This window comes from Arthrobacter paludis (genome assembly GCF_056782315.1).
On record NZ_JBXAEW010000002.1, the window covers coordinates 275,565 to 301,007 of the forward strand.

General features: G+C 73.9%; 19 protein-coding genes and 1 rRNA gene. 13 read left to right on the forward strand and 7 right to left on the reverse strand.

Features of this window, described 5'->3' with window-relative positions; all coding sequences use genetic code 11:
* The first annotated feature begins 39 nt into the window (after window positions 1-39).
* Window positions 40-822, forward strand: coding sequence for a 4'-phosphopantetheinyl transferase family protein (locus AC1Q5D_RS02735; RefSeq protein ID WP_481737029.1), 783 nt, complete (start codon window positions 40-42; stop codon window positions 820-822).
* Here the strand turns inward: AC1Q5D_RS02735 and AC1Q5D_RS02740 are convergent.
* The 3 genes from AC1Q5D_RS02740 to AC1Q5D_RS02750 are packed head-to-tail and all read right to left on the reverse strand — an operon-like array spanning window position 819 to window position 7,060.
* Complete coding sequence (locus tag AC1Q5D_RS02740) at window positions 819-2,219, reverse strand: M1 family metallopeptidase (RefSeq protein WP_481737030.1); 1,401 nt, start codon at window positions 2,217-2,219, stop codon at window positions 819-821. The genes AC1Q5D_RS02735 and AC1Q5D_RS02740 overlap by 4 nt on opposite strands.
* Window positions 2,216-6,079, reverse strand: coding sequence for a Pls/PosA family non-ribosomal peptide synthetase (locus AC1Q5D_RS02745; RefSeq protein WP_481737031.1), 3,864 nt, complete (start codon window positions 6,077-6,079; stop codon window positions 2,216-2,218). Before AC1Q5D_RS02745 ends, AC1Q5D_RS02740 begins: the two co-directional genes overlap by 4 nt.
* A complete protein-coding gene (locus AC1Q5D_RS02750; protein ID WP_481737055.1) occupies window positions 6,080-7,060 on the reverse strand; it encodes a quinone oxidoreductase family protein in 981 nt (326 codons plus the stop codon). It lies immediately after the preceding gene.
* Between the two features lie 135 nt (window positions 7,061-7,195).
* Between AC1Q5D_RS02750 and argC the strand changes: the two genes are divergently transcribed.
* The 6 genes from argC to AC1Q5D_RS02780 are packed head-to-tail and all read left to right on the forward strand — an operon-like array spanning window position 7,196 to window position 13,070.
* Window positions 7,196-8,227 (forward strand): N-acetyl-gamma-glutamyl-phosphate reductase, encoded by a 1,032-nt coding sequence (gene argC / locus AC1Q5D_RS02755; RefSeq protein WP_481737032.1) that lies wholly within the window; start codon window positions 7,196-7,198, stop codon window positions 8,225-8,227.
* The gene (argJ, locus tag AC1Q5D_RS02760) at window positions 8,224-9,393 is read left to right on the forward strand and encodes a bifunctional glutamate N-acetyltransferase/amino-acid acetyltransferase ArgJ (RefSeq protein ID WP_481737033.1); all 1,170 of its coding nucleotides are present in this window, start codon (window positions 8,224-8,226) and stop codon (window positions 9,391-9,393) included. Before argC ends, argJ begins: the two co-directional genes overlap by 4 nt.
* 14 nt (window positions 9,394-9,407) lie before the next feature.
* The gene (gene argB / locus AC1Q5D_RS02765; RefSeq protein WP_481737034.1) at window positions 9,408-10,328 is read left to right on the forward strand and encodes an acetylglutamate kinase; all 921 of its coding nucleotides are present in this window, start codon (window positions 9,408-9,410) and stop codon (window positions 10,326-10,328) included.
* A 14-nt stretch (window positions 10,329-10,342) separates the two neighbouring features.
* Window positions 10,343-11,596 (forward strand): acetylornithine transaminase, encoded by a 1,254-nt coding sequence (locus AC1Q5D_RS02770; RefSeq protein ID WP_481737056.1) that lies wholly within the window; start codon window positions 10,343-10,345, stop codon window positions 11,594-11,596.
* Entirely contained in the window at window positions 11,593-12,558 is a 966-nt protein-coding gene (gene argF, locus AC1Q5D_RS02775) for an ornithine carbamoyltransferase (protein ID WP_481737035.1), read from the forward strand. Before AC1Q5D_RS02770 ends, argF begins: the two co-directional genes overlap by 4 nt.
* Window positions 12,555-13,070 (forward strand): arginine repressor, encoded by a 516-nt coding sequence (locus AC1Q5D_RS02780; RefSeq protein ID WP_481737036.1) that lies wholly within the window; start codon window positions 12,555-12,557, stop codon window positions 13,068-13,070. Before argF ends, AC1Q5D_RS02780 begins: the two co-directional genes overlap by 4 nt.
* A gap of 12 nt (window positions 13,071-13,082) precedes the next feature.
* Here the strand turns inward: AC1Q5D_RS02780 and AC1Q5D_RS02785 are convergent, their stop codons facing one another.
* A complete protein-coding gene (locus tag AC1Q5D_RS02785; protein WP_481737037.1) occupies window positions 13,083-13,607 on the reverse strand; it encodes an O-acetyl-ADP-ribose deacetylase in 525 nt (174 codons plus the stop codon).
* Window positions 13,608-14,024, reverse strand: a complete 417-nt coding sequence (locus tag AC1Q5D_RS02790) for an ankyrin repeat domain-containing protein (RefSeq protein ID WP_481737038.1) — start codon at window positions 14,022-14,024, stop codon at window positions 13,608-13,610.
* A 115-nt stretch (window positions 14,025-14,139) separates the two neighbouring features.
* On the opposite strand from AC1Q5D_RS02790, the gene argH reads away from it, so the two are divergent.
* On the forward strand, window positions 14,140-15,561 hold the full coding sequence (gene argH, locus AC1Q5D_RS02795) for an argininosuccinate lyase (protein ID WP_481737039.1): 1,422 nt from the start codon (window positions 14,140-14,142) through the stop codon (window positions 15,559-15,561).
* Window positions 15,562-15,591: 30 nt separating this feature from the next.
* Window positions 15,592-16,212, forward strand: coding sequence for a DNA-3-methyladenine glycosylase (locus AC1Q5D_RS02800; protein ID WP_481737040.1), 621 nt, complete (start codon window positions 15,592-15,594; stop codon window positions 16,210-16,212).
* Between the two features lie 48 nt (window positions 16,213-16,260).
* Here AC1Q5D_RS02800 and AC1Q5D_RS02805 read toward each other — a convergent pair whose 3' ends face one another.
* Both AC1Q5D_RS02805 and AC1Q5D_RS02810 read right to left on the reverse strand, forming a co-directional pair.
* Window positions 16,261-17,028, reverse strand: a complete 768-nt coding sequence (locus AC1Q5D_RS02805) for a hypothetical protein (protein ID WP_481737041.1) — start codon at window positions 17,026-17,028, stop codon at window positions 16,261-16,263.
* Entirely contained in the window at window positions 17,029-18,879 is a 1,851-nt protein-coding gene (locus tag AC1Q5D_RS02810) for a gamma-glutamylcyclotransferase (RefSeq protein WP_481737042.1), read from the reverse strand. It abuts the gene before it with no gap.
* Window positions 18,880-19,019: 140 nt separating this feature from the next.
* Between AC1Q5D_RS02810 and AC1Q5D_RS02815 the strand changes: the two genes are divergently transcribed.
* From AC1Q5D_RS02815 to AC1Q5D_RS02830, 4 genes are all read left to right on the forward strand, one after another.
* Window positions 19,020-19,562, forward strand: a complete 543-nt coding sequence (locus AC1Q5D_RS02815; RefSeq protein WP_481737043.1) for an adenine phosphoribosyltransferase — start codon at window positions 19,020-19,022, stop codon at window positions 19,560-19,562.
* Between the two features lie 34 nt (window positions 19,563-19,596).
* A complete protein-coding gene (locus AC1Q5D_RS02820) occupies window positions 19,597-21,900 on the forward strand; it encodes a HelD family protein (RefSeq protein ID WP_481737044.1) in 2,304 nt (767 codons plus the stop codon).
* Between the two features lie 62 nt (window positions 21,901-21,962).
* Window positions 21,963-23,282 (forward strand): tyrosine--tRNA ligase, encoded by a 1,320-nt coding sequence (gene tyrS, locus AC1Q5D_RS02825; RefSeq protein WP_481737045.1) that lies wholly within the window; start codon window positions 21,963-21,965, stop codon window positions 23,280-23,282.
* A 549-nt stretch (window positions 23,283-23,831) separates the two neighbouring features.
* Window positions 23,832-25,354 (forward strand): 16S ribosomal RNA (locus AC1Q5D_RS02830).
* The last annotated feature ends 89 nt before the right edge of the window (window positions 25,355-25,443 follow it).

Below are 25,443 nucleotides of genomic sequence, written 5' to 3' on the forward strand. Positions count from 1 at the left end.
CGGGGGCGCGCCCGTCGTCGCGCCAGGGGAGGGAAGCGCGTGGAAACCACCGGGGGCGCGGCCACCGTCCGCCTGCTGTCGGCGCCGCTCGCGGACGCCGACGGCCTGCCCGTGCGCGGGTCCGGGCCCGCTGAAGCGGAGCGGGCCGCCGCGTACGCGCCCGGGGGGCCGCGCCGGCGCTTCGCGGCCGGGCGCCTGCTGGTGCGGGAACTCGCCGCCGGGCTGCTCGACGAGGACCCGGCGCGCCTCGGCCTGGCCCACGCGTGCCCGCGCTGCGGCCCGGGCGCGCACGGCGTCCCGGCCCTGCTCCGGGACGGGCTGCCGCTGCCGGTCGCGCTGTCCTACACCCGCGCCGGCGCGCACGTCCTCGTCGCCCTCGGGCCCGCCGGGGCCGGACTGGGCGTGGACGCCGCCGCAGCGGGGGAGGCCGCCTTCGGCGGCTCCGCGGGTCCCATGGACGACGGCGGGCCCGCGGGTCCCGGCCGGCGCGCCGCGGACGACGGCGGCGCCGGGAGCGCCCTGGACCGGCTGGCCCTGAACCGCCACGAGGCGGCGTGGGTCGCCGGGCACGCCCCAGCCGGACGCTCACTGGCCCGGGCGCGCCTGTGGACCGCCAAGGAGGCCCTCGCGAAGGCGGCCGGCACCGGGATCGCCACCGGCTTCCCCGACGTCCTCGGCCGGGGCGGGCGGCCGCGGCATCCGCGGCGTCGGCTGTGGTGGCCGTCCGCCGCGGAGACCGGGCTTCCCGAGGGCGCGGTCGCCGCCGTCGCGCTGCTCGGTTCCCGGGAAGGCGGACCGGTGCCGCCGCGCCACCGCGGCTAGGGGGCCGGCGGCAGCTCCGGCAGGGCCGTCTCGTACAGCCACGGCCGCAGGAACCCCGCGGCCGCAAACCCCTCGGGACCGCGCGCGTCCAGGTGGGCCGCGAACGCCCCGGTGTCGACGAGGCCGTGGCGGTGGGCCGCGGTCCAGTCGCGCAGGGCCCCGAAGAAGGCGCGGTCCCCCCAGGCCAGGCGCAGGGCGTGCAGGGCCAGGGCCCCGCGCTTGTAGACGCGGTCGTCGAACATGTCCGCGGCGCCGGGGTCCCCGACGGCGAGGTCCTGCGGGAGGGAGCGCAGGCGCTGCCAGGCGGCGCGGGCCCGCGCGTCGGCGCTGTCGCCGCCGGAGGCCTCGGACCAGATCCACTCCGCATAGCAGGCGAAGCCCTCGTGGAGCCAGATGTCGCGCCACGTCGCGGCCGTCAGGGAGTTGCCGAACCACTGGTGGGCCAGCTCGTGGGCGACGAGCCGCTGCTGCTCCCATCCCGGGCGCAGGTGGTTGTCCCCGAGGATCGACAGCCCGTGCGCCTCGAGCGGGATCTCCAGGTCGTCCGGGGTGACGACGACGGTGTAGGCGCCGAACGGGTACGGCCCGAACGCCTCGGCGAACGCGGCGAGCATGGCCGGCTGGTCGGCCAGGGCGCGCAGGGCCGCGTCCCGGCGGGCGGCGACGACCGCCACCTGCTGCGGCACCTGCGGCCCGGGCCCCGCGGCGTGCCGCGCCGTCTTCGCGGCGTCCGCGGCCGGCCCGGGCAAGTCCGCCAGGACGTACCGGCCGATCTGCAGCGTCGCCAGGTAGGGGGCCATGGGCTCCTCGACGGCGTACTCCCAGGTCTCGCGGCTGGAGGACCGGGAGTGCCCCGTGAGCCGGCCGTTGCACACCGGCCGGTACCCGGCGTCGGTCGCGATCCGGACCGCGAACGTGGCCTTGCGGCTGGGGTGGTCGTTGCAGGGGAACCACGTGGACGCGCCGTTCGGCTGGCCCGCGACCAGGACGCCGTCCTCGAGCTCCTCCCAGCCGACCTCGCCCCACGCCCCGTGCCGGGGGCCGGGGCTGCCGGAGTAGCGGACCTCGAGCGTGAACTCGGCGCCGGCGGGGACCGGGCGGGCCGGCTCGATGGCCAGCCGGTGCCCCCGGTGGCGGAAGCGGGCGGCCTTCCTGCCGTCGACGGCGACCTTGTCCGCCGACAGGCCGGCCAGGTCGAGTTCGATCCGCTCCAGCGGCGCGGCGCCGGCGCGGCAGCGCAGGCGGGCGCGGCCGGCCAGCCGGTTGCCGGCGAGCTTGCACTCCAGGTCCAGCTCGTAGTGGTCGACGGCGAAGGCGCCGCTGCCGGAGTCGGTCACGTACGGATCCGGCGAGCCGGCCGCCTCGGCGGCCGCGGGGGCGGAATGGGGTGCGCTCATGGGTTGGGGCCGCTCCATGGGGTCACGGGGTTGCCCATCCACCGGGTGGAGGGCGGGACGGTTTCGCCGCGCATGACCAGCGACGCCGGCCCGACCGTGGATCCGGGCGCGAGCCGGGCGGCGGGGAGGACGACCCCGTGGGGGCCGAGCGTGGCGCCCGCGGCGAGCTCCACCGTATCAATGGCCATGATGCGGTCGTGGAACAGGTGCGTCTGCACGACGCAGCCGCGGTTGACGGTGCTGGCGTCGCCGAGGGAGACCAGGTCCGCCTCGGGCAGCCAGTAGCTCTCGCACCAGACCCCGTGCCCGATCCGTGCTCCGAGCGCCCGCAGGAACCAGACCAGCGCGGGCGTGCCGGACGCGTTGCGGGCGAACCAGGGCGCGCACACCATCTCGATGAACGTGTCGACGACCTCGTTGCGCCAGATGAACGAGCTCCACAGCGGGTGCTCGCCGGGCCGGATGGGCCCCACGAGCAGCCACTTGGCGGCGACGGCGGCGCCCGCGGCGACCGCTCCGGCGGCGAGCAGGGCGGCTCCGCTGGCGACGGCGGCGAGCCAGTATCCCGCGGCCCCGGCGAGCCAGTCCAGGGCGGCGAGGAGCAGGACCGCGATCGCCACGGTGACGGCGACCGGGACGAACCGGCACGCCTCCCAGAGGGCGCGCGCGACCTTCAGCCGGGCGGGCGGGTTGAACGTGCGCCCGTCCTCGGCGTCGACGGCGGTGCGGCGCAGCCGCACGGGCGGGCTCCCGAGCCACGAGGAGCCGGCCTTGGCCTTCGGCGGCGTCGCGGAGAGGACGGCGACGAGCCCGTTCTTCGGCACCCGGCGGCCGGCGCCGGCGATCCCGGAGTTGCCGAGGAAGGCCCGCTTGCCGACCTTCGCCGGGGCGACGTGCATCCAGCCCCCGCCGAGCTCGTAGGAGGCCACCATGGTGTCGTCGGCGAGGAACGCCCCGGAGGCGATGGTGGTCATCTTCGGCACGAGCAGGACGGTCGAGGCCTCGACGTTGCGCCCCACCTTGGCGCCGAGCAGGCGCAGCCACACGGGGGTGAAGAGGCTGGCGTAGAGGGGGAAGAGCAGGTCGCGGGCCGTGTCCAGCAGCCGCTCCGTGGCCCAGACCTGCCAGCCGACGCGCCCGCGCACGGGGTGCCAGCCCGCGGTGAGCCCCACGCCGAGCAGGCGGACGGGGACGAGGATGAGCAGCATCGTCGCGGCGAACCACGCGGCCGCGGCCACCGGGGTCCAGGCCAGCAGCTGGGGCAGCGCGGACGCCAGCGTGGCCTGTCCCCGGGCCGCGGCGGCGAGGACGGCGACCGGGGCGAGCGCCCCGAGGAAGGGCACGACCGAGAGCGCGGCGGAGGCCAGCGCGAAGCCCAGGGCGGACAGCGCCCCGCCGCGGGCGCGCTCCTCGGGCCAGGCGGGCCGGGCCTTGCCGGTGCGCTCGGCGGGCGAGCCCGCGATGTGGGAACGCTCGCGGGTGGCGCCCTGGACGGCCGAGCCGGCGGCGACCACCGAGCCGGCGCCCACGTGGGAGCCGGGCATCAGGGTGCTGCGCGCGCCGACGCTTGCGCCGGCCCCGACGGAGACGTGGCCGATGTGCACCGTGTCGCCGTCGATCCAGTACCCGGAGAGGTCCACCTCGGGTTCGACCGACGCCCCGCGGCCGATGCTGAGCATGCCCGTCACCGGCGGCACGGAGTGCAGCGTCGCGTCGGGGCCGATCCGCGCGCCCAGGGCCCGCGCGTACAGCGGGACCCACGGCGCGCTGGCCAGGGAGACCGGGTCGACCAGGTCGCTGATGTGCTGGGCGAGCCACAGGCGCAGGTGGACGCGGCCGGAGCGCGGGTAGGCTCCGGGCTCCAGGCCGCGCAGCAGCAGGCGCGCCGAGGCGACGGACAGTGCCATCCGCCCGGCGGGACTGCCGAAGACCAGCCAGACCGCGGCCACCCACCACCAGGAGACCGTCGGGGCGCCCGTGAGGACCCCGGCGGCGGCCAGCACGTTGTTCAGGGCCATCAGGTACGACAGCCAGCGCAGCCCGACGAGGACGAAGAGGGGCACCCCCAGCAGCGTCTGGGTCCACTGCGTCCCGCGGCGGGTCCGGGAGACGTCGCGTTGCTCGACCGGCTCGGCGGCCCCCTCCGCCGCGTCGAGGAACTCGGCCAGCGCGCCCAGGCGCGGCCGGGCGTAGAGGTCCCCGACGGTCAGGCCGGGGTGGCGGGTCCGCAGCGCGGAGACCAGTTGGGCGGCGGAGAGCGAGCCGCCGCCGCTGGCGAAGAAGTCGGCGTCCGGCCCGGCGGGCGGGGTCCCCAGGACCGCCGCCCACTGCTCGGCGATCCAACCGGCCGCGCCGTCGAGGGCAGCCGCGGCGCCGCCGTCGCCCGCCGCGCCCGGCAGGGGCCAGGGCAGCGCGTTGCGGTCGACCTTGCCGCTGGTCTTGGTGGGGAGCGTGTCGACGACGGCGAGCAGCGGCACGAGCGCCGCCGGGAGCGTGCCGGCCAGGACGTCCCGCGCGGCGCCGGTGTCGTAGCCGTCCTCCGCCGCCAGGTAGCCGACGAGGACCTGGTTGCCTGCTGCGGTCGTCTTCACGGCCGCGGCGGCGCCGGCCACGCCGGGCAGCGCCTGCAGGGCCGCGTCGATCTCGCCCAGCTCGATGCGCCGGCCGCCCAGCTTGACCTGCTCGTCGGCGCGGCCGACGAACAGCAGCCCGGCCGCGTCGTTGACGACGAGGTCGCCCGAGCGGTAGGCGCGCTCCCAGCCGAGCGTCGGCATGGGCGCGTACTTCTCCGCGTCCTTGGCCGCGTCCAGGTAGCGGGCCAGGCCGACGCCGCCGATGATCAGCTCGCCGGTGCCGCCCTCCGCGACCGGGATCCCGGAGGCGTCGACGACGGCGAGGTCCCACCCGTCCAGGGGCAGGCCGATGCGGACCGGGCCCTCGCCCGTCAGCGGGGCCGCGCAGGCGACGACGGTGGCCTCGGTGGGCCCGTACGTGTTCCACACCTCGCGGCCCGGCACGGCCAGGCGGGCGGCCAGCTCGGGCGGGCACGCCTCCCCGCCGAAGATCAGCAGGCGCACGTTCTCGAGGGCCTCGGCCGGCCAGAGGGCCGCGAGCGTGGGCACGGTGGAGACGGCGGTGACGCCGCGGGTGACCAGCCACGGGCCGAGGTCCATGCCCGAGCGGACCAGCGCGCGGGGCGCCGGCACCAGGCAGGCTCCGTGCCGCCAGGCGAGCCACATCTCCTCGCAGGAGGCGTCGAACGCGACGGACAGCCCGGCCAGGACGCGGTCGCCCGGCCCCAGCGGGTCGCGGGACAGGAAGATCCGGGCCTCGGCGTCGACGAACGCCGCCGCCGAGCGGTGGGTCACGGCGACGCCCTTCGGCGTCCCCGTCGAGCCGGACGTGAAGATGATCCACGCGTCGTCGCCCAACCCCGGGTTCCGGGGCGACGGGAACGGCCGCGGCAGCCCCGGGGAGGCGTCGACCGCGCCGCCGGCCGTGAGGACGCCGGCCACGGCGGCCTCGCCGAACACCGTGCGGGCGCGCTCGTCGGGATCGTCGGCGTCGACGGGGACGTAGGCCGCGCCGACCGCGAGGATGGCCAGGATGCCGATGTAGAGGTCCCGGTGGCCGGACGGGATCCGCACGCCGATCCGGTGCCCGGCCCCGAGCCCGGCGGCGTGCAGCTCGCGGGCCTTGGCGTGCACGGCCGCGACGAGCTCGGCGTAGGTCAGCGTGGCCTCGCCGTCGTCCAGGGCCGGGGCGTCCGGGTGGGTCTGCGCCGTGGCGTAGACGACGTCCATGAGGGTCCTCGGGGCCGGCGACCGGTCCGCCCCGGGGAACTGGGGTTCGTGCGCCATCTACTTCGCGGCGCCCTCGGGGAGCAGAACCAGTTTGCCGGTGGTGGCGCGGGATTCGAGGTCCGCGTGGGCGCGGGAGCCGTCGGCCAGCGGGTAGGTCCCGCCGATACGCACGTCCAGGGTGCCGTCCGCGGCGAGGGCGAACACCTCGCCGCCGCGCCACTGGCGCTCGCGGGCGTCGACGAGGAAGTCGGCGAGCTTGGGGCGGGTGACGGTCAGCGAGCCGTGGGCGTTCAGCCGCTGCAGGTCGAACGGCGGCACCTGCCCGGACGCCCCGCCGAACAGGACGAGCGTGCCGCGGCGGCGCAGGGCCCGCAGCGAGCCCTCGAACGTGTCCTTGCCGATCCCGTCGTAGACGACGTCCACGCCGCGCCCGCCCGTGGCCTCGGCGACCGCCGCGGCGACGTCGGCGTAGCCGACGACGTGGTCGGCGCCGGCCGCCCGGGCCAGCTGGGCCTTCTCGGGGGTCGACGTCGTGGTGATCACCGTGGCGCCCTTGAGCTTGAGCAGCTGGGTCAGCAGCAGGCCCACCCCGCCGGCGCCGGCGTACGTGAGGACCGTGTCGCCCGGGCGGACGCGGTAGCTGTCGTTCACGAGGTAGTGCGCCGTGCAGCCCTGCAGCGGCAGGCCGCCGGCGACCTCGTCCGACACGGCGTCGGGGACGCGGATGGCGCGGTCGGCGTCGAGCACCGTGTAGTCCGCGTAGGCGCCCACGGCCTCCGCCGTCGCCACGCGGTCGCCGGGGGCGAAGCCCTCGACCCCGGGCCCCGTCTCCTCGACGGTGCCCGCGCACTCGGTCCCCGGGACGAACGGGTACTCCACGGGGTACACGCCCGCGCGCTGGTAGGTCTCGATGAAGTTCACGCCGACGGCGGCGACGCGCACCAGCAGTTGGCCCGGGCCCGGCGCGGGACGGGGGACCTCGGCGTACTCGAGGACCTCGGGGCCGCCGGCGCGGGCGGCCTGCAGGACGTGCGGCATGGGATTGACCTCCTGGTCGGCGGGGTGCCTTCTCACCGGCCACCTTAACGGCCCCCGGTGAACGCGGGGCGGCGACCCGCGCAACGCGATGAATAAGTATTAGTCACATTGCATAACCCGTCGTAGAGTGGGTCCATGAGCATCTCTGTAGCGGTATCCGGCGCGAGCGGGTACGCCGGCGGCGAGGTCCTGCGCCTGCTGGCCCGCCACCCCGACGTCACCATCGGCGCCATCACGGCCCACAGCAACGCGGGACAGCGGCTCGGTGCCCTGCAGCCGCACCTGCACTCGCTGGCCGACCGGGTCCTGGTCGACACGACGGTGGAGCACCTGGCCGGGCACGACGTGGTCTTCCTCGCGCTGCCGCACGGCGCCAGCGCCGAGATCGCGGCCCAGCTGCCCGCCGAGACCCTCGTCATCGACGCCGGCGCCGACCACCGGCTGGAGTCCACCGAGGCGTGGGAGAAGTTCTACGGGTCCGCCCACGCCGGCACCTGGCCGTATGGGCTCCCGGAACTGCCCGGCGCCCGCGCCCGGCTGGCCGGGGCCCGCCGCATCGCCGTGCCCGGCTGCTACCCGACCAGCGCGCAGCTGGCGCTCGTGCCCGGCTTCGCCGCGGGCCTGCTCGAGCCGCGCGACGTCGTCATCGTCGCCGCCTCCGGCACGTCGGGCGCCGGCAAGGCCGCCAAGCCGCACCTGCTCGGCTCCGAGACGATGGGCGGGATGTCGCCCTACGGGGTCGGCGGCATGCACCGCCACACGCCGGAGATGGAGCAGGGGTTCTCGCGCGCCGCCGGGGAGTCCGTCACCGTGTCCTTCACGCCCACGCTGGCCCCCATGCCGCGGGGCATCCTCACCACCGCCACGGCCAGGCCCCGCCCCGGGACCACGGCCGCGCAGCTGCGGGCCGCGTGGGAGGAGGCGTACGCCGGGGAGCGGTTCGTGCACCTGCTGCCCGAGGGCCAGTGGCCGCACACCAAGGACGTGCTCGGTTCGAACCACGTCGTGATGCAGCTGGCCCTCGACGAGCACGCGGGCCGCGTCGTCGTCGTCGCCGCCGTCGACAACCTCACCAAGGGCACGGCCGGCGGCGCCGTGCAGTCCATGAACATCGCCCTGGGCCTGGACGAGTCCACCGGCCTCGACCTGGAGGGAACCGCCCCGTGACCACGACCTCGCCGCTCGGCGTCACCGCCCCCGCCGGCTTCACCGCCGCCGGCACGACCGCCGGCCTGAAGGCCTCCGGGAAGTCCGACATGGCCTTGGTCGTCAACGCCGGGCCCCTCAAGCACGCCGCCGCCGTCTTCACGTCGAACCGCGTGGCGGCCGCGCCCGTGCACTGGTCGCGGCAGGCCGTCTCCGACGGCCGCGCCGACGCCGTCGTCCTCAACTCCGGCGGCGCCAACGCGTGCACCGGGCCGCAGGGCTTCCAGAACACGCACGCCACCGCGGAGAAGACCGCGGCGGTCCTCGGCGTCTCCGCCGCGGACGTGCTCGTCTGCTCCACGGGCCTCATCGGCGAGCAGCTGCCCATGGACAAGCTGCTGCCGGGGGTCGACGCGCTCGCCGGGGCGCTGGCGGCCGACGGCGGCGCCGCCGCGGCCGAGGCGATCATGACCACCGACACCGTGCCCAAGCAGGCCGGGTTCGCCGGCACGGGCTACGCGATCGGGGGCATGGCCAAGGGGGCCGGCATGCTCGCCCCGGGCCTGGCCACCATGCTCGTCGTGCTGACCACGGACGCCGCCGTCGAGCCGGCCGCGCTGGACGGCGCGCTGCGCGCCGCCACCCGCGTCAGCTTCGACCGCGCCGACTCGGACGGGTGCATGTCCACCAACGACACGGTCGTGCTGATGGCCTCCGGCGCGTCCGGCACCGCGCCCGACCCCGACGAGTTCGCCCGCGGCCTGGTCCAGGTCTGCACGGACCTGGCGCTCCAGTTGATCCGCGACGCCGAGGGCGCCTCCCACGACATCTCCATCCGCGTGCACCGCGCGGCCACGGAGGCCGACGCGGAGGAGGTCGGCCGCGCCGTCGCCCGCTCCAACCTGTTCAAGACCGCGATCTTCGGCAAGGACCCCAACTGGGGCCGCGTCCTGTCGGCCGTCGGCACGACGCGGGCGGCGTTCGAGCCGGACCGGCTGAACGTCTCCATCAACGGCGTGCAGGTGTGCCGGGCCGGCGGGGTGGGGGAGGACCGCTCCCTGGTCTCGCTCGAGGAGCGGGACGTGCTCGTGGAGATCGACCTCGACGCCGGCGCCGCGGAGGCGACGATCTGGACCAACGACCTGACGCACGACTACGTGCACGAGAACTCGGCGTACAGCAGCTGAGCCGGAGGACGGGCATGAGCGACACCCAGACGGCGTCCATGGTGGACGCCCAGCGCAAGGCGGAGGCCCTCATCGAGGCCCTCCCGTGGATCCAGCGCTTCGCCGGGACCACGATGGTCATCAAGTACGGCGGCAACGCCATGGTCAACGACGACCTGCGGCGCGCGTTCGCCGAGGACATCGTCTTCCTGCACCACGCCGGGATCCACCCCGTCGTCGTGCACGGGGGAGGCCCCCAGATCAACGCCATGCTCACGCGGCTCGGCATCGAGTCCGAGTTCCGCGGCGGCCTGCGCGTGACCACCCCCGAGGCCATGGACGTCGTGCGCATGGTCCTCACCGGGCAGGTGCAGCGCGAGCTGGTCGGCCTGATCAACTCCCACGGCCCCTACGCCGTCGGGCTTTCCGGAGAGGACGGCGCCCTGCTGCGCGCCGTGCGCACCGGCACCGTCGTCGACGGCGAACCCGTGGACCTCGGCCTCGTCGGCGAGGTCACCGGCGTCGCGCCCGAGCAGATCCTGGACCTGGTCTCCGCCGGGCGGATCCCGGTGATTTCGACCGTCGCCCCCGAGGTGGGGGAGGACGGCGACCCGACCGGCCAGGTGCTCAACGTCAACGCCGACACCGCCGCGGCCGCCCTGGCGGCCTCGCTCGGGGCGTCGAAGCTCGTCATCCTCACGGACGTGGAGGGCCTGTACGCGAACTGGCCCGACCGCTCGTCCCTGGTCAGCTCGCTCACCGCCGCCGAGCTGCGGGAGATGCTGCCGCGGCTGGAGTCGGGGATGATCCCGAAGATGAAGGCCTGCCTCAAGGCGGTCGACGAGGGCGTCGACCGCGCCCACATCGTCGACGGCCGCCAGCCACACTCGATGCTGCTGGAGGTCTTCACCTCTGCCGGCGTCGGCACCCAGGTCGTCCCGGAGGAGAAGAAGTGACCGATTCCGCACCGCTGGCCGCCGAACTCGACGCCGAGCTGTCCCCGCTGGCCGGGCTCCACGGCCCGGAGCTGCTCGAGCGCTACAACCAGTCCCTCATGGGCGTCTTCGGCACGCCCCAGCGGGTGCTCGTCCGCGGCTCCGGCGCCACCGTCTGGGACGCCGACGGAAACGAGTACCTCGACCTGCTCGGCGGCATCGCCGTCAACGCCCTGGGCCACGCGCACCCGCTCCTGACGAGCGTCGTCACCTCCCAGCTGGCGACCCTGGGGCACGTGTCCAACTTCTTCACGAGCCCCACGCAGATCGCGCTGGCCGAGAGGCTCCTGGCCCTGACCTCGGCGCCGGCCGGCTCGCGCGTCTTCTTCGCCAACTCCGGCACCGAGGCCAACGAGGCCGCGTTCAAGCTGGCCCGCCGCAATGCGGGCACCCCCGAACGCCCCCGCACGCGGATCGTCGCGCTGGAGAACGCGTTCCACGGCCGGTCCATGGGCGCCCTGGCGCTGACGTGGAAGCAGGCCTACCGGGAGCCGTTCGAGCCGCTGCCCGGCGGCGTCGAGTGGGTGCCGGCCGGGGACGCCGACGCGCTGCGCGCCGCAGTCGACGACACCGTCGCCGCGGTCTTCATCGAACCCATCCAGGGCGAGGCCGGCGTGAAGGCGCACCCGGACGGGTACCTGGCGGCCGCCCGGGAGATCACCCGGGCCGCCGGGGCGCTGCTCGTGGTCGACGAGGTGCAGACCGGCATCGGCCGCACCGGGCGCTGGTTCGCTTCCGAGGGCGTGGTGCCGGACGCCATGACGCTGGCCAAGGGCCTGGGCGGGGGCTTCCCCATCGGCGCGCTCCTGACGTTCGGTCCCGAGACGTCGGGCCTGCTCGGCGCCGGCCAGCACGGCACGACGTTCGGGGGCAACCCCGTGGCCACGGCCGCCGCCCTCGCCACGCTGCACGCCATCGAGGCCCAGGGCCTGCTCGCCCACGCCGCGCGCGCCGGCCGCCACGTCGCGGCCTCGCTCGAGGCCCTGGACTTCGTCACCGAGGTCCGGGCCCACGGCCTGCTCGTCGGCTTCGACCTCGCGCAGGACGTCGCCCCCGCGGCCGTCGCCGCCGCGCTCGACGCCGGCTTCATCGTCAACGCGCCCGGCCCCGGCACGCTCCGCCTGGCCCCGCCGCTGATCGTCACCACCGGGCAGCTGGACGCCTTCACGGCCGCGCTGCCTGCCATCTACGCCACCGCACTCGAGACCCACCGGAAGCAGGAGAAGTGACCGAGAACCAGACCGTGAGGCACTTCCTCGTCGACACCGACCTCAGCCCCGCCGAGCAGGCCGAGGTCCTGGACCTGGCCGCGGCGATGAAGGCCGACCGCTACGGCGCCAAGCCGCTGGCCGGCCCGCAGACCGTAGCCGTGTTCTTCGACAAGACCTCGACCCGCACCCGCGTCTCCTTCGCCGCGGGCATCGCGGATCTCGGCGGCAACGCGCTGATCGTGAACCCGGGGGAGTCGCAGCTGGGGCACAAGGAGTCCATCCCCGACTCCGCCCGGGTGCTGGGGCGCATGGTCTCCGCCGTCGTCTGGCGCACCTACGCCCAGGCGGGCCTCGAGGAGATGGCCGAGCACGCCGGAGTCCCGGTCGTGAACGCCCTCTCCGACGACTACCACCCCTGCCAGCTGCTGGCCGACCTGCTCACCGTGCGCGAGCACAAGGGCCGGCTCGCCGGCCTGGCCATGGCCTACCTCGGCGACGCCGCCAACAACATGGCCAACTCCTACCTGCTGGCCGGTGCCACCGCCGGGATGCACGTGCGGATCGCCGGGCCGGAGGGGTTCCTGCCGGACGCGGCCGTCGTCGAGGCGGCGCAGGCCCGGGCGGCCGAGACCGGCGGGTCCGTGCTCGTGACCACCGACGCGGCCGAGGCGCTCGCCGGCGCCGACGTCGTCGCCACGGACACGTGGGTCTCGATGGGCCAGGAGGACGAGAAGGAGGAGCGGCTGGGGCTCTTCCGCGACTACGCGGTGACGGGCGAGGCGATGGCGCGCGCCGCCGACGGCGCGATCGTGCTCCACTGCCTGCCCGCCTACCGCGGCTACGAGATCGCCGCGGACGTCATCGACGGCCCCCAGTCGGTGGTGTGGGACGAGGCCGAGAACCGGCTCCACGCCCAGAAGGCGCTGCTGGCCTGGCTCCTGGAGCGATCCGGCCGCGCGGCCGGCGCCGTCCGGCCGTGAGCCAGCCGGCCGGCGGGCAGCCCTCCACGAAGACGGCGCGGCAGGCCCGGATCAAGTCGATCCTCGCGGCCGAGTCGGTGCGCTCGCAGGCCGAGCTCGCCGCGCGGCTCGCGGACGCGGGACTGCAGGTCACCCAGGCGACGCTGTCCCGGGACCTCGTCGAGCTGGGCGCCGTGCGCGTGCGCGGGGCGGACGGTTCGCTGGTCTACGCGGTGCGCTCGGAGGGCGGGGACCCGACCCCGCGCCCCGGCCTGGGCCGCGAGGTGCTCGACGCCCGGCTGGCGAAGATGTGCGCCGAGCAGCTGGTGACGGCCGAGGCGTCGGGCAACCTCGTGGTGCTGCGCACCCCGCCCGGCGCCGCGAACCTGCTGGCCCTGGCGATCGACCACTCCGTCCTGCCCGACGTGCTCGGCACGATCGCGGGGGACGACACGGTCCTGCTCGTGGCGCGGGACCCGAACGGCGGGCGCGACGTCGCGGCCCGCTTCCTGGCGCTCGCGGATCCGCAGTAGCGCGGCGGGGCGCTATGCCCCGAATTCGGCCCGGAAGGCGTGCTCGGCCTCGGCGTTGAAGAGGACGAAGCGCACCTCGGCGAGGGTGGGGGCCGGATGCGCCGCGCGGAAGGAGGCGACGGCCTCGGCCGCGCAGCGGGCCGACTCCGCGGCGGTCCAGCCGTAGACGCCGGCGCCGATGGCCGGGAACGCGACGCTGGCGGCGCCCAGGCGCTCCGCCTCGGCCAGGCTGTTCGCGTAGCATTCGCGCAGCACGGCCGCGTCCGTCTGGCCGGCGTGCCGGTTCGGTCCGACCGTGTGCACCACCCAGCGGGCCGGCAGGTCCCCGGCGCCCGTCGCGACGGCCCGGCCCGGGGGCAGGCCGTCCGGCAGGCTCGCCGCCCGCAGCTCCCGGCACTGCCGCAGCAGCGCGGGGCCGGCCGCGGCGTGGATGGCGCCGTCCACCCCGCCGCCGCCCAGCAGGGACCGGTTCGCCGCGTTGACGACCGCGTCGACCCGCTGCGTGGTGATGTCCCCGCGGACGACCGCGACGTCCACCTAGAGGTACTCCTCGATGAGGGCGCGCATCTCCGGCAGCCCGAACATCTCCGTCACCGCCAGGGCGTTCTGGGCCCCGGCCCGCGGGTCCGCGCCCTGGCCGAGCAGGAACCGGGCGAGGTCCGGGTTCTGCCGGAACACGGCGCAGGTGAGCGGCCCCTGGCCCTTGTCGTTGAGCTTGTTGACGTCCGCGCCGCGCTCGACGAGGCCGCGCGCCAGGTCGGTGTGGCCGTTGTAGGCGGCCAGGATCAGGAGCGTGTCGCCCTTGTGGTCGGCGAGGTTGGTGGGCAGCCCCTGCCCGATCAGGGCGAAGAGCTTCTCCGCCTGCCCCTCGCGCGCCATGTCGAACGTCGAGTGGAGGAACGCAAGCTCCTCGTCCGTCAGCTCCGGCGTCCCGCCGGTCGGTTCGGTCGTCATGCCCACAGGCTACCGGCCCGGTCCCCGGCGCCCCAGCGGTCGTGAATACATCTGTAGGATTGCGAATAAATATGTACGTCCGGGCGCTGCGGCGCCGCAGCGGGAAGGCAGGACCATGGCCGAGCACCACGGAACCAACGAGGGAGCCCTCTGGGGCGGCCGCTTCGCCGGCGGCCCGGCGGACGCGCTGGCCGCGCTGAGCAAGTCCACGCACTTCGACTGGCGGCTCGCCCGCTACGACATCGCCGGCTCGCGCGCCCATGCCCGCGTCCTGCACCGCGCGGGGCTGCTTGACGACGGCGAGCTCGACGGGATGCTGGAGGCCCTGGACCGCCTCGAGGAGGACGTCGTCTCTGGCGCGTACACGGCGGCGGAGGGCGACGAGGACGTCCACGGCTCGCTCGAGCGCGGCCTCATCGAGCGCGCGGGGCCCGCCCTCGGCGGCAAGCTGCGCGCCGGGCGCTCCCGCAACGACCAGATCGCGACGCTCGGCCGGATGTTCCTCCGCGACCACGCGCGCATCATCGCCCGCGGCGTCCTGGACACCGTCGACGCGCTCGTCGGCCAGGCCGAGGCCCACCCCGACGCGCCCATGCCCGGCCGCACCCACCTGCAGCACGCGCAGCCGGTGCTGCTGTCCCACCACCTCCTTGCGCACGCGTGGCCGCTCCTGCGCGACGTGCAGCGCCTGGCCGACTGGGACCGCCGCGCCGCCGTCTCGCCCTACGGGTCCGGCGCGCTCGCCGGCTCGTCGCTGGGCCTGGACCCGAACGCGGTGGCCACGGACCTGGGCTTCGACTCGGCCGTCTGGAACTCGATCGACGGCACCGCCGCCCGCGACGTCTTCGCGGAGTTCGCCTGGGTCGCCGCGATGATCGGCGTGGACCTGTCCCGCATCAGCGAGGAGGTCATCTTCTGGGCCACCAAGGAGGCGTCCTTCGTCACCCTGCACGACTCCTACTCCACCGGCAGCTCGATCATGCCGCAGAAGAAGAACCCGGACGTCGCGGAGCTGGCGCGCGGCAAGGCCGGCCGCCTGATCGGCGACCTGACGGGCCTGCTGGCCACGCTCAAGGGCCTGCCGCTGGCGTACAACCGGGACCTGCAGGAGGACAAGGAGCCGGTCTTCGACGCCGCCGACACGCTCGAGGTGCTGCTGCCGGCCGTCTCCGGGATGGTCGCGACGCTGGTGTTCCACACCGACCGCATGGCCGACCTGGCGCCGCAGGGCTTCGCGCTGGCGACCGACATCGCCGAATGGCTGGTCCGCCAGGGCGTGCCGTTCCGCGAGGCGCACGAGCTCTCCGGGGAGGCCGTGCGCGTCGCCGAGTCCCGCGGGGTCGAGCTGTGGGACCTCACGGACGAGGAGTACGCGGGGATCTCCCCGCACCTGACCCCGGCCGTGCGCGAGGTCCTCTCCACGCAGGGCTCGCTCGCCTCGCGCAACGCCCAGGGCGGGACGGCCCCCGAGGCCGTCGCGCGCCAACTCGACGCACTGAAGGCGCAGCTGGCCGACGCCCGCGACTACGCCGGCTGAGCCCCGGCCCGCGGGCGGTAGCCTGTGGGCATGAGCGACGACGGACCCGACGGGCTGCGCCGGTTCCTGGCCCGGCCCGCGGCCGAGGTGGCCCCGGCCCTGCTCGGGTGGAGGATCCGGCGCACGAGCGCCGAGGGCACCGTCGTCGTCGAGCTGACGGAGGTCGAGGCCTACATGGGCCCCGACGACCCCGCCAGCCACGCCTACCGGGGCCCCACCGCCCGCAACACCGTCACGTTCGGGCCGCCCGGGCACCTGTACACCTACCTGTCCTACGGCATCCACTGGTGCTGCAACGTCGTCACCGGCTCGGACGGCCACGCCTCCGCGGTGCTGCTGCGGGCAGGCCGCGTCGTGGAGGGCGCGGACCTGGCCCGCCGGCGGCGCGGCGAACGGGTTGCCGAGCGCGGGCTCGCCCGCGGGCCCGGGTGCCTGGGCCAGGCCCTGGGTCTCGGCCGCGCGGACAACGGCGCCGACCTGCTGGACGGCTCGGCCGTCCGGCTCGAGCCGGGCCCGCCGGTTCCCGCGCACCGCGTCGCCGTCGGCCACCGAGTCGGCGTGACCCAGGCCCACGACGTGCCGTGGCGGTTCTGGCTCTCCGGCGACCCCACCGTCAGCGGCTACAAGCGCAGCCCGCGCATCCGCGGCTAGCGGCGCGGTCCCGCGGCGGCCCCGCCCCGGAACATCCCGGGGCCGGGCCTAGTAGCGCCACGCCCAGCCGCCGTCGCCCTCGGGGTCGTAGACCACGGAGCCGTGCGCGTGGGGCGTGTCCAGCACGATCCGCCCGGTGACCCGCTGGCCGGGGTTCACGAAGGCGGGCGCCAGCTCGTCGTCGGCGAAGCACGCCCAGGCGGCCGCCGAGGTGGCGTCCCGGCCGACGTCGCCGTCCGCCCCGACGGTGTGGAAGGCCTCGGCGACGAGGGGCATGAACAGGCCGTCCCGGCCACGCTGGGCCACCGAGGCCGCGACGTCCGCCGCGAGTTCCGCCTCCACGTCGAGGACCAGGAACGTGGAGCGTTCCGGCGTGGAGGTGCCCCCGCCGCGGGCCGGGCACGAGTCGGCGGTCTGCGCGCGCACGACGGTGAACCGGAACACGGTCCGCCCGGCCCCATCGACCAGGCCGGCCGCCTCGCCGGGCTCCTTCGCGATGTCGTTGCGCTCGTCCGCGGCGACGCTCCCGCCGGTGTCCGGGTGGCGCGTCGCCACCGGCTCCGGCGCGTCCACGGGGGCCCTGGAGCGGACGACGCCGGTCTCCGGGGCCGGCTCCGTGCCGGAGCCGGACGGCGCGGAGGCCGACGGGGCGGACGCGGACGGCCCGGACCCGGGGGAGGACGCCGGCGCGGGTGCCGGACCGTCGGCACCGCCGTCGGCCGTGCAGCCGGCCAGGATCAGGGCGCCGCACAGGGCGCCGCACACTGCGGCGGCGCCGGGGGAGCGTCGCCGGGCGGGACGGTGCGCCGGCGCCATCTAGTACCGCGCCAGGTAGTCGCCGCTGGTGACGCGGATGCCGGAGTTGCGCAGGTAGGAGGCCATCTTGTCGCCCGCAACGTAGGAGTAGGTCTCGCGGCCGTACGTGTCGCTCACCACCGTGCGCACGTAGTGCTGGTCCGCCGCCGGCTCGCTCTCGTCGTAGCGCTCGTACGCGTCGATCCGGGACAGGGTCGTGCCGTAGTCGGCCTTGCGCACGGTCATCGCCTCGGCGACGACGCTGCGCCAGCCGCGCCAGGTGGGGACCATGTAGGACAGCCAGGTCCGGTCGGGCTGGAGGTAGAGGTCGTTGTAGGGGACGCGGACGCGCTGTTCGCGCAGGGTCTTGCCCGCCAGGTACGTGGAGTACGCGGACTGGCCGTTCCGCAGCGTGCCGTAGACGCCCAGCGGGTAGTAGCCGGTCGTCGTCAGGACCGAATGCGGGAGCCAGCCGAGGCCGCGGGGCGTGCCGACGCGGATCCAGCCGTTGTGCGCGTAGTGGTAGTCCACCCGCGTCCAGGGGCCGACGTAGCCGATCGACGAGTAGCCGGTCCCGGGGCCGCTGCGGGCGTAGTAGCCCCGCTCCGTCCAGCGCGTGTACGTCGGCGTCGTCCGGGTGGACAGGTCGCGGTCGCGGACCCAGCCGGTCCGCGAGCCGGTCCGCACCTTGACCCACTCCCCGGCGTCGTGCATGAGCTGGACCTGCGTGTTCTTCCCGAGCATGAACGCCAGGCCGCCGCCGCCGTCCCACTCCCGTACGGCCCCGGCCGGCGCGCGCGTGAACCGGTAGACGGCGTCCACCGTGGAGGTCGACAGCCGGCTGGCCGGGACCCAGCCGACCACGGTTCCCGAGCGGGCCTTCACCCACCAGCCGGAGGAGTTGAGGTACTCAACGGGGCGGTTGTGGTCGAGCCGGTCCAGGACGGCGGCGTACGCGGAGGTGTCGGCGCGCAGGGCAGCGCTGGTGCTGGAGGCGTAGCGCAGCGCCTGCGCCGGGCGCTCGCCGACGACGCGGTAGGCGGGCACCCACCCGATGTGGGTGTGCGAGCGGACCTTCGCCCACGTCCCCGAGACGTTGAGCAGCTCCACGGGCGTGCGCCGGTCCAGCGACCACACCTGCGTGGACGCGCTGGTCGGCTCGGAGTACTGCCCGGACGCGTAGGCCATGTACCGCAGCAGCATGGGCGGCCACTCGGCCGACAGCCGCGAGGTGGAGACCCACCCCGTCGTCGTCCCGGCCGCGATGCGGGACCAGTCGCCCGAGGTCTCGAGGAGGTCGACGGCGGTGCGCGCGTCCAGCCGGACCGGCGTGCCGGCGCCGCCGTCGGCTCGGAGCTCCGGGTAGGCGTCCGTGTAAGTGGTCAGGTAGCGGCGCTCGACCGCCTCGGCGGTCGCCGAGGCCTCGGCCGTGCCCGCGGTCCCGGCCGTCGCGGGAGGTGCGGGCGTTTCCGCCGGCTCTTCGGGCTCCGTGGCGGCGGGGGACGACGCCGGCGCCCCGGATCCGGTGGCGGCCGGGGACGACACCGGCCCCGATCCCGTGGGGGTGGGGGACGGTGTGGGGGACACGGTCTCCGGCAGCGGGGAGGACGGTCCGGCCGGGGCCGGGGATCCGTCGGTCGCAGGGCTCTCCGGGGCCCCGCCCGTGGGGGAGGCGCCGCCGTCGGCCGGTGCGTCCGGGACGGCCGAGGCCGTCGCCGCGTCCACGGCGGCGGTGGACGCGGCTCCGCCGCCGGAAGCGTCCGCAGGCAGCGCGCCAGCGGGCGGCGCGGCAGCGGAGGCGAGCAGCGCGGCCACGGCGGCAGCCGTGGCCCAGCGGCGGACGGTGGCGCGCGGCGGTCCGGATTCGTTCATGTCTCCCCCTCATGACGGTGCAGGCGCACGGTACAAAGCCTACCCCCGGGACCGGCGGTGGGGGGAGCGGCCCCTGACGCGGCCGGACGGATCGGCCGCCCCCGGCGCCCGCGGGCCGACGCGGGGACTAGGCTGGAACGGTGCCCGAAGCCGAAACCACAGTGCAGCTGCTCGAGCGCCTCTGCGCCCGGGTCCCCGACTATCCCGCCCCGGGAGTCGTGTTCCGCGACCTGACGCCCGTCTTCGCGGACCCCGTGGGCCTGCGCCGGATCGTCGACGACGTCATCGCGCCCTTCGCGGGGACGTTCGACACGATCGCCGGGCTCGAGGCCCGCGGCTTCGTGCTCGCCGCCGCCGGCGCCTACGCGGCCGGCACGGGCATGGTGACGATCCGCAAGCGCGGCAAGCTCCCGCGGCCCGTGCATTCCGAGGACTACGTGCTGGAGTACGGTTCCGCCACCCTCGAACTGCACCGGGACGACCTGGAACCGGGCACCCGGGTCCTCGTCCTGGACGACGTCCTGGCCACCGGCGGCACCGTTGGCGCCGCCGCCAGGCTGATCGAACGGGCCGGCTGCACCGTCGCCGGCGTCGGCGTCGTCCAGGAGCTCGTCCCCCTGGGCGGCCGCGCCCGCCTGGCCGGCCACCGCGTCCATGCCCTGCAACAGCTCGGGGACGAGTAGACTGGTCTGTCCCCGACACGCCGAGGAACCACGCATGCCACACCCTGCGCACACCGACCCCGAGCTTGACCGCGAACGCGGCTACGTCGCCGGCCTGTACCGCCGGCTCGACGAGCTGCGGGCCGAGAAGACCGAGCAGCTGGCCCGCGTGCGCCGCGGCGGTGCCGTCGGGTCGCTGCAGAACCAGTCCGAGCGCGACGCGTTCGCCACCCTCTACGAGGACCGGCTGGCCCAGCTGGATGCCGTCGAGGAGCGCCTGGTGTTCGGCCGGCTGGACCTGGACGAGGACAGCCGGCCCCGCCGCACCGCCTCCATCGATGCGGACGACCGGGTCCGGTACATCGGGCGCATCGGGCTCACCGACGAGGAACAGACCCGCCTGATGATCGACTGGCGCGCCCCCGAGGCCGGCGCCTTCTACCAGGCCACGGCCTTCGACCGCCACGGCGTGCGCCGCCGCCGGCACCTGATCCTGAGGGGCCGGAACGTGGTGGCCCTCGAGGACGACGTGCTCGACACCGAGATGCTGGCCGACGGCGGGCACCACCAGGGCGAGGGCGCCCTGCTGGCGGCCCTGAGGTCCAAGCGCACCGGCCGCATGTCCGACATCGTCTCCACCATCCAAGCGGAGCAGGACCGGATCATCCGGTCCCCGCTGCCGGGGGTCCTCGTGGTCCAGGGCGGCCCGGGGACCGGCAAGACCGCCGTCGCGCTCCACCGCGCCGCCTACCTGCTCTACGAGCACCGGGACCGGCTGAAGAACGCGGGCGTGCTCCTCGTGGGGCCCTCGCCGTCGTTCATGCGCTACATCGAACGCGTCCTGCCCTCCTTGGGCGAAACCGGCGTCGTCATGGCGAGCCTGGGCGAGCTCTTCCCCGGCGTCCGCGCCCTGCCCGAGACCGACCGGGAGGCCGCGCGCCTGAAGGGGGGCCTCGACATGGCGCGGGTGGTGGCGCGCGCCGTCGCCAACCGCCAGCGCCTGCCCCGCGGCAACCGCACGGTCGTGGTCGAGGGGACCCCGCTGACGCTGACCCCGAAGCAGGTGCGCCGCGCGCGGGACAAGGCGCGCGCCACGCGGAAGCCGCACAACGAGGCCCGTGCCACGTTCGCCAAGATCCTGGTCCGGGAGCTCGCCGACCAGCTCCAGGAGAAGCTCGAGGAGTCCTCGGGCGGCGGGAACACCGCAGACCGGGCGTACCTCGTCGAGGACGTGCGGACCTCCCGCGACGTGCGCATCGCCGTGAACCTGTGCTGGATGCCGCTGACGCCCCAGAGGCTGGTCGACGAGCTGCTGTCGCGGCCGGAGCACCTCGCGGCCGCCGCGCCCGAGCTGACCGCCCGGGAGCTCAAGGCGCTCCTGCGCCCGGCGGGCACGCCCTGGACCGAGTCGGACGTGCCGCTGCTGGACGAGGCCGCCGAACTGCTCGGCGCGTTCGATGCGGCGGGGGGCCGCGAGCAGGCCGAGCGGGACGCACAGCACCAGCGCGACCTGGCCAACGCCGAGCAGGCCCTGCGCAACGTCGACGCCACGCTGCGCGAGATCGGCATCGACGGCATGGTCGAGGCGGAGGACCTGGCCGGGCTGAACCAGGTGCGCCCGGACCGGATGGGGGCCGCGGACCGGGCGTCCCAGGACCGGACCTGGGCGTTCGGCCACGTCGTGGTCGACGAGGCCCAGGAGCTCTCCCCGATGCAGTGGCGCGTGCTGATGCGGCGCTGCCCCATCAAGTCCTTCACCGTGGTCGGCGACATTGCCCAGGCGAGCTCCGCCGCGGGCGCGCGCAGCTGGGACGCGGCCATGGAGCCGTTCGTCGGCCCGCGGTTCCGCCTCGAGGAGCTGACCGTCAACTACCGCACGCCCACACAGATCGCCGAGGCCGCGGCGCGCGTCGCCCAGGCCGCGGGGCTGTCCGTCTCCATGCCCAAGGCCGTCCGGGAGGGGGAGTGGCCCCCGGTCATCGAGACGGCCGGAGCGGGCGGGACCGTGGAGCGGATGCTCGAGCTCCTCCCGCGCGAGGTGGAGCTGGCCGAGGGCGGCCTCGTCGCCGTCGTGGCGCCGCGCGCGCTCCTGGGCGAGGCACTCGCCGGTGCCCGGGGCGCGTACGGAGCGCGGGCCGGCGGCGGATCCGGGGGCATCGACCAGGACATCGTGGTGACGTCCGCGACCGAGGCGAAGGGGCTCGAGTTCGACTGCGTCGTGCTGCTCGAGCCGTCCCTGCTTGTCGAGGAGGCCGGCGGCGGCGTCGGGGACCTGTACGTCGCCATGACCCGGGCCACCCAGCGCCTCGTCGTCGTGGCCCAGGGCCCGCTGCCCGAGGGGCTCGCGCCGGGGGAGTAGGGCGGAACCGCGGGGCGGTGCGCCGCGCCGCCGGCCCGGCGGCAACTGCTAGCTTTAAGGGCGTGTCATTGAACGAGCAGAACCCCGCGCTGGCTGGGCAGAGCAACGATCCGTCCTTCGAGAACATCTGGCAGGAGCTGAAGTGGCGCGGCCTCGTGCACGTGTCCACCGACGAGACCGAGCTGGAAAAGGCCCTGGCCGGGGAACCGCTCACCTATTACTGCGGGTTCGACCCGACGGCTCCGTCCCTGCACCTGGGCAACCTCGTCCAGCTGCTGAACATGCGGCGGCTGCAGCTCGCCGGGCACAAGCCCCTGGGGCTGGTCGGCGGCTCGACCGGGCTCATCGGCGACCCGCGGCAGACCGCCGAGCGCGTGCTCAACACCCGGGAGACCGTGGCCGAGTGGGTGGGCCGGCTCGAGGGCCAGGTGTCGCGCTTCCTGTCCTTCGAGGGCGAGAACGCGGCCCGCATGGTGAACAACCTCGACTGGACCGCCCCGATGAGCGCGATCGACTTCCTGCGCGAGGTGGGCAAGCACTTCCGCGTCGGGACGATGATCAAGAAGGAGACGGTCGCGGCCCGGCTGAATTCCGACGAGGGCATCAGCTACACGGAGTTCAGCTACCAGATCCTCCAGGGCATGGACTACCTCCAGCTCTACCGCGACTACGGGTGCGTCCTGCAGACCGGCGGCTCCGACCAGTGGGGCAACCTCACCAGCGGCACGGACATGATCCGCAAGGTCGAGGGCAAGCACGTCCACGCCTACGGCACCCCGCTGATCACCAACTCCGACGGAACCAAGTTCGGCAAGAGCGAGGGCAACGCCATCTGGCTCGATGCCGAGATGTGCTCGCCGTACGCCTTCTACCAGTTCTGGCTCAACACCGCGGACGCGGACGTCGTCGACCGCCTGAAGGTCTTCACGTTCAAGACCCGCGAGGAGATCGAAGCGCTGGCGGCCGAGGTCGCCGAGCGCCCGTTCGCCCGGGCCGCCCAGCGCGCCCTGGCCTACGACGTGACCTCGCTGGTGCACGGCAGCGACGCGACCGACAAGGTGATCGCGGCGTCCGCCGCGCTGTTCGGGCAGGGGTCGCTCGACGGGCTCGACGAGGCCACGCTGAAAGCGGCAACGGCCGAGCTCCCGGGCGCCAGGGTCGCCGCGGAGGGCCTGGGGGTCGTGGACGTGCTGGTTGCCACCGGCCTGTCCGACTCGAAGTCCGCGGCCCGCCGCACCGTCTCCGAGGGCGGCGCGTACGTCAACAACCGCAAGGTCGCTGACGCCGACGAGTCCATCGACGCCGGCGAACTCCTCCATGGCCGGTACGCGCTCCTGCGCCGCGGAAAGCGGAACCTGGCGCTGGTCGAACTGGACTCCTGACGGGTCCCGCGGACCCTGCCCGAGGCGGGGGATCCGCGGGAATCCGGGCGACACGCCCGGGCAACGAGGCCGATTTTGCGGCCCGTGCCCGGGCGTGTATTGTTTTCTGAGTCGCCGCCGCTGGAAAGCGGACGGAGGCGGGGAAACCCGCCGAGGGCGGCCATTCCCCTTCGAAGACAACCGGAGAATCCGGGCGGTGAAACACGTCCAGAGACTGGTTTCGGAGGCCGGGGAGTGGGGTCCGAACCCGGTGCAGATCACATAAAACGGATTTGACACCGAGAAAAAGACCGAATAAATTAGAAAAGTCGCCGCGAGAGAAAGCGATAAAAACCCGAAGAGATTCGGGTATCGCCGGAAACACGAGTGACCTGTTGTTTGAGAACTCAATAGTGTGCCATGTTTGTTGACACCGGTTTTTTGATTGGTGAATTGCCTGGTTGGCCGCACCCCCGTGTGGTTGGCTGGGTTTTTTGCCGGGATTTTTTGCTTGGTGCGGTGGCTGTGGGGTTGTTTTCCCGATCCTGTGGTTGCCGTGTCCGTTTGTTTTTTACGGAGAGTTTGATCCTGGCTCAGGATGAACGCTGGCGGCGTGCTTAACACATGCAAGTCGAACGATGATGCCCAGCTTGCTGGGTGGATTAGTGGCGAACGGGTGAGTAACACGTGAGCAACCTGCCCCCGACTCTGGGATAAGCCCGGGAAACTGGGTCTAATACCGGATACGACCATTGGCCGCATGGCCTGGTGGTGGAAAGATTTATTGGTTGGGGATGGGCTCGCGGCCTATCAGCTTGTTGGTGGGGTAATGGCCCACCAAGGCGACGACGGGTAGCCGGCCTGAGAGGGTGACCGGCCACACTGGGACTGAGACACGGCCCAGACTCCTACGGGAGGCAGCAGTGGGGAATATTGCACAATGGGCGCAAGCCTGATGCAGCGACGCCGCGTGGGGGATGACGGCCTTCGGGTTGTAAACCCCTTTCAGTAGGGAAGAAGCGCAAGTGACGGTACCTGCAGAAGAAGCGCCGGCTAACTACGTGCCAGCAGCCGCGGTAATACGTAGGGCGCGAGCGTTATCCGGAATTATTGGGCGTAAAGAGCTCGTAGGCGGTTTGTCGCGTCTGCCGTGAAAGTCCGGGGCTCAACTCCGGATCTGCGGTGGGTACGGGCAGACTTGAGTGCTGTAGGGGAGACTGGAATTCCTGGTGTAGCGGTGAAATGCGCAGATATCAGGAGGAACACCGATGGCGAAGGCAGGTCTCTGGGCAGTAACTGACGCTGAGGAGCGAAAGCATGGGGAGCGAACAGGATTAGATACCCTGGTAGTCCATGCCGTAAACGTTGGGCACTAGGTGTGGGGGGCATTCCACGTCCTCCGCGCCGTAGCTAACGCATTAAGTGCCCCGCCTGGGGAGTACGGCCGCAAGGCTAAAACTCAAAGGAATTGACGGGGGCCCGCACAAGCGGCGGAGCATGCGGATTAATTCGATGCAACGCGAAGAACCTTACCAAGGCTTGACATGGGCCGGACCGGGCGAGAGATCGTCCTTCCCTTCGGGGCCGGTTCACAGGTGGTGCATGGTTGTCGTCAGCTCGTGTCGTGAGATGTTGGGTTAAGTCCCGCAACGAGCGCAACCCTCGTTCCATGTTGCCAGCGGGTTATGCCGGGGACTCATGGGAGACTGCCGGGGTCAACTCGGAGGAAGGTGGGGACGACGTCAAATCATCATGCCCCTTATGTCTTGGGCTTCACGCATGCTACAATGGCCGGTACAATGGGTTGCGATACTGTGAGGTGGAGCCAATCCCAAAAAGCCGGTCTCAGTTCGGATTGGGGTCTGCAACTCGACCCCATGAAGTCGGAGTCGCTAGTAATCGCAGATCAGCAACGCTGCGGTGAATACGTTCCCGGGCCTTGTACACACCGCCCGTCAAGTCACGAAAGTTGGTAACACCCGAAGCCGGTGGCCCAACCCTTTGGGGGGGAGCCGTCGAAGGTGGGACCGGCGATTGGGACTAAGTCGTAACAAGGTAGCCGTACCGGAAGGTGCGGCTGGATCACCTCCTTTCTAAGGAGCAGCTCGGCATGGCCTTCCGCACCGCGTGGTGTTGGGGGGCTTGTCCAGTGTTTGCCCGTTGCGGCGGCCAGTGTCCGCCG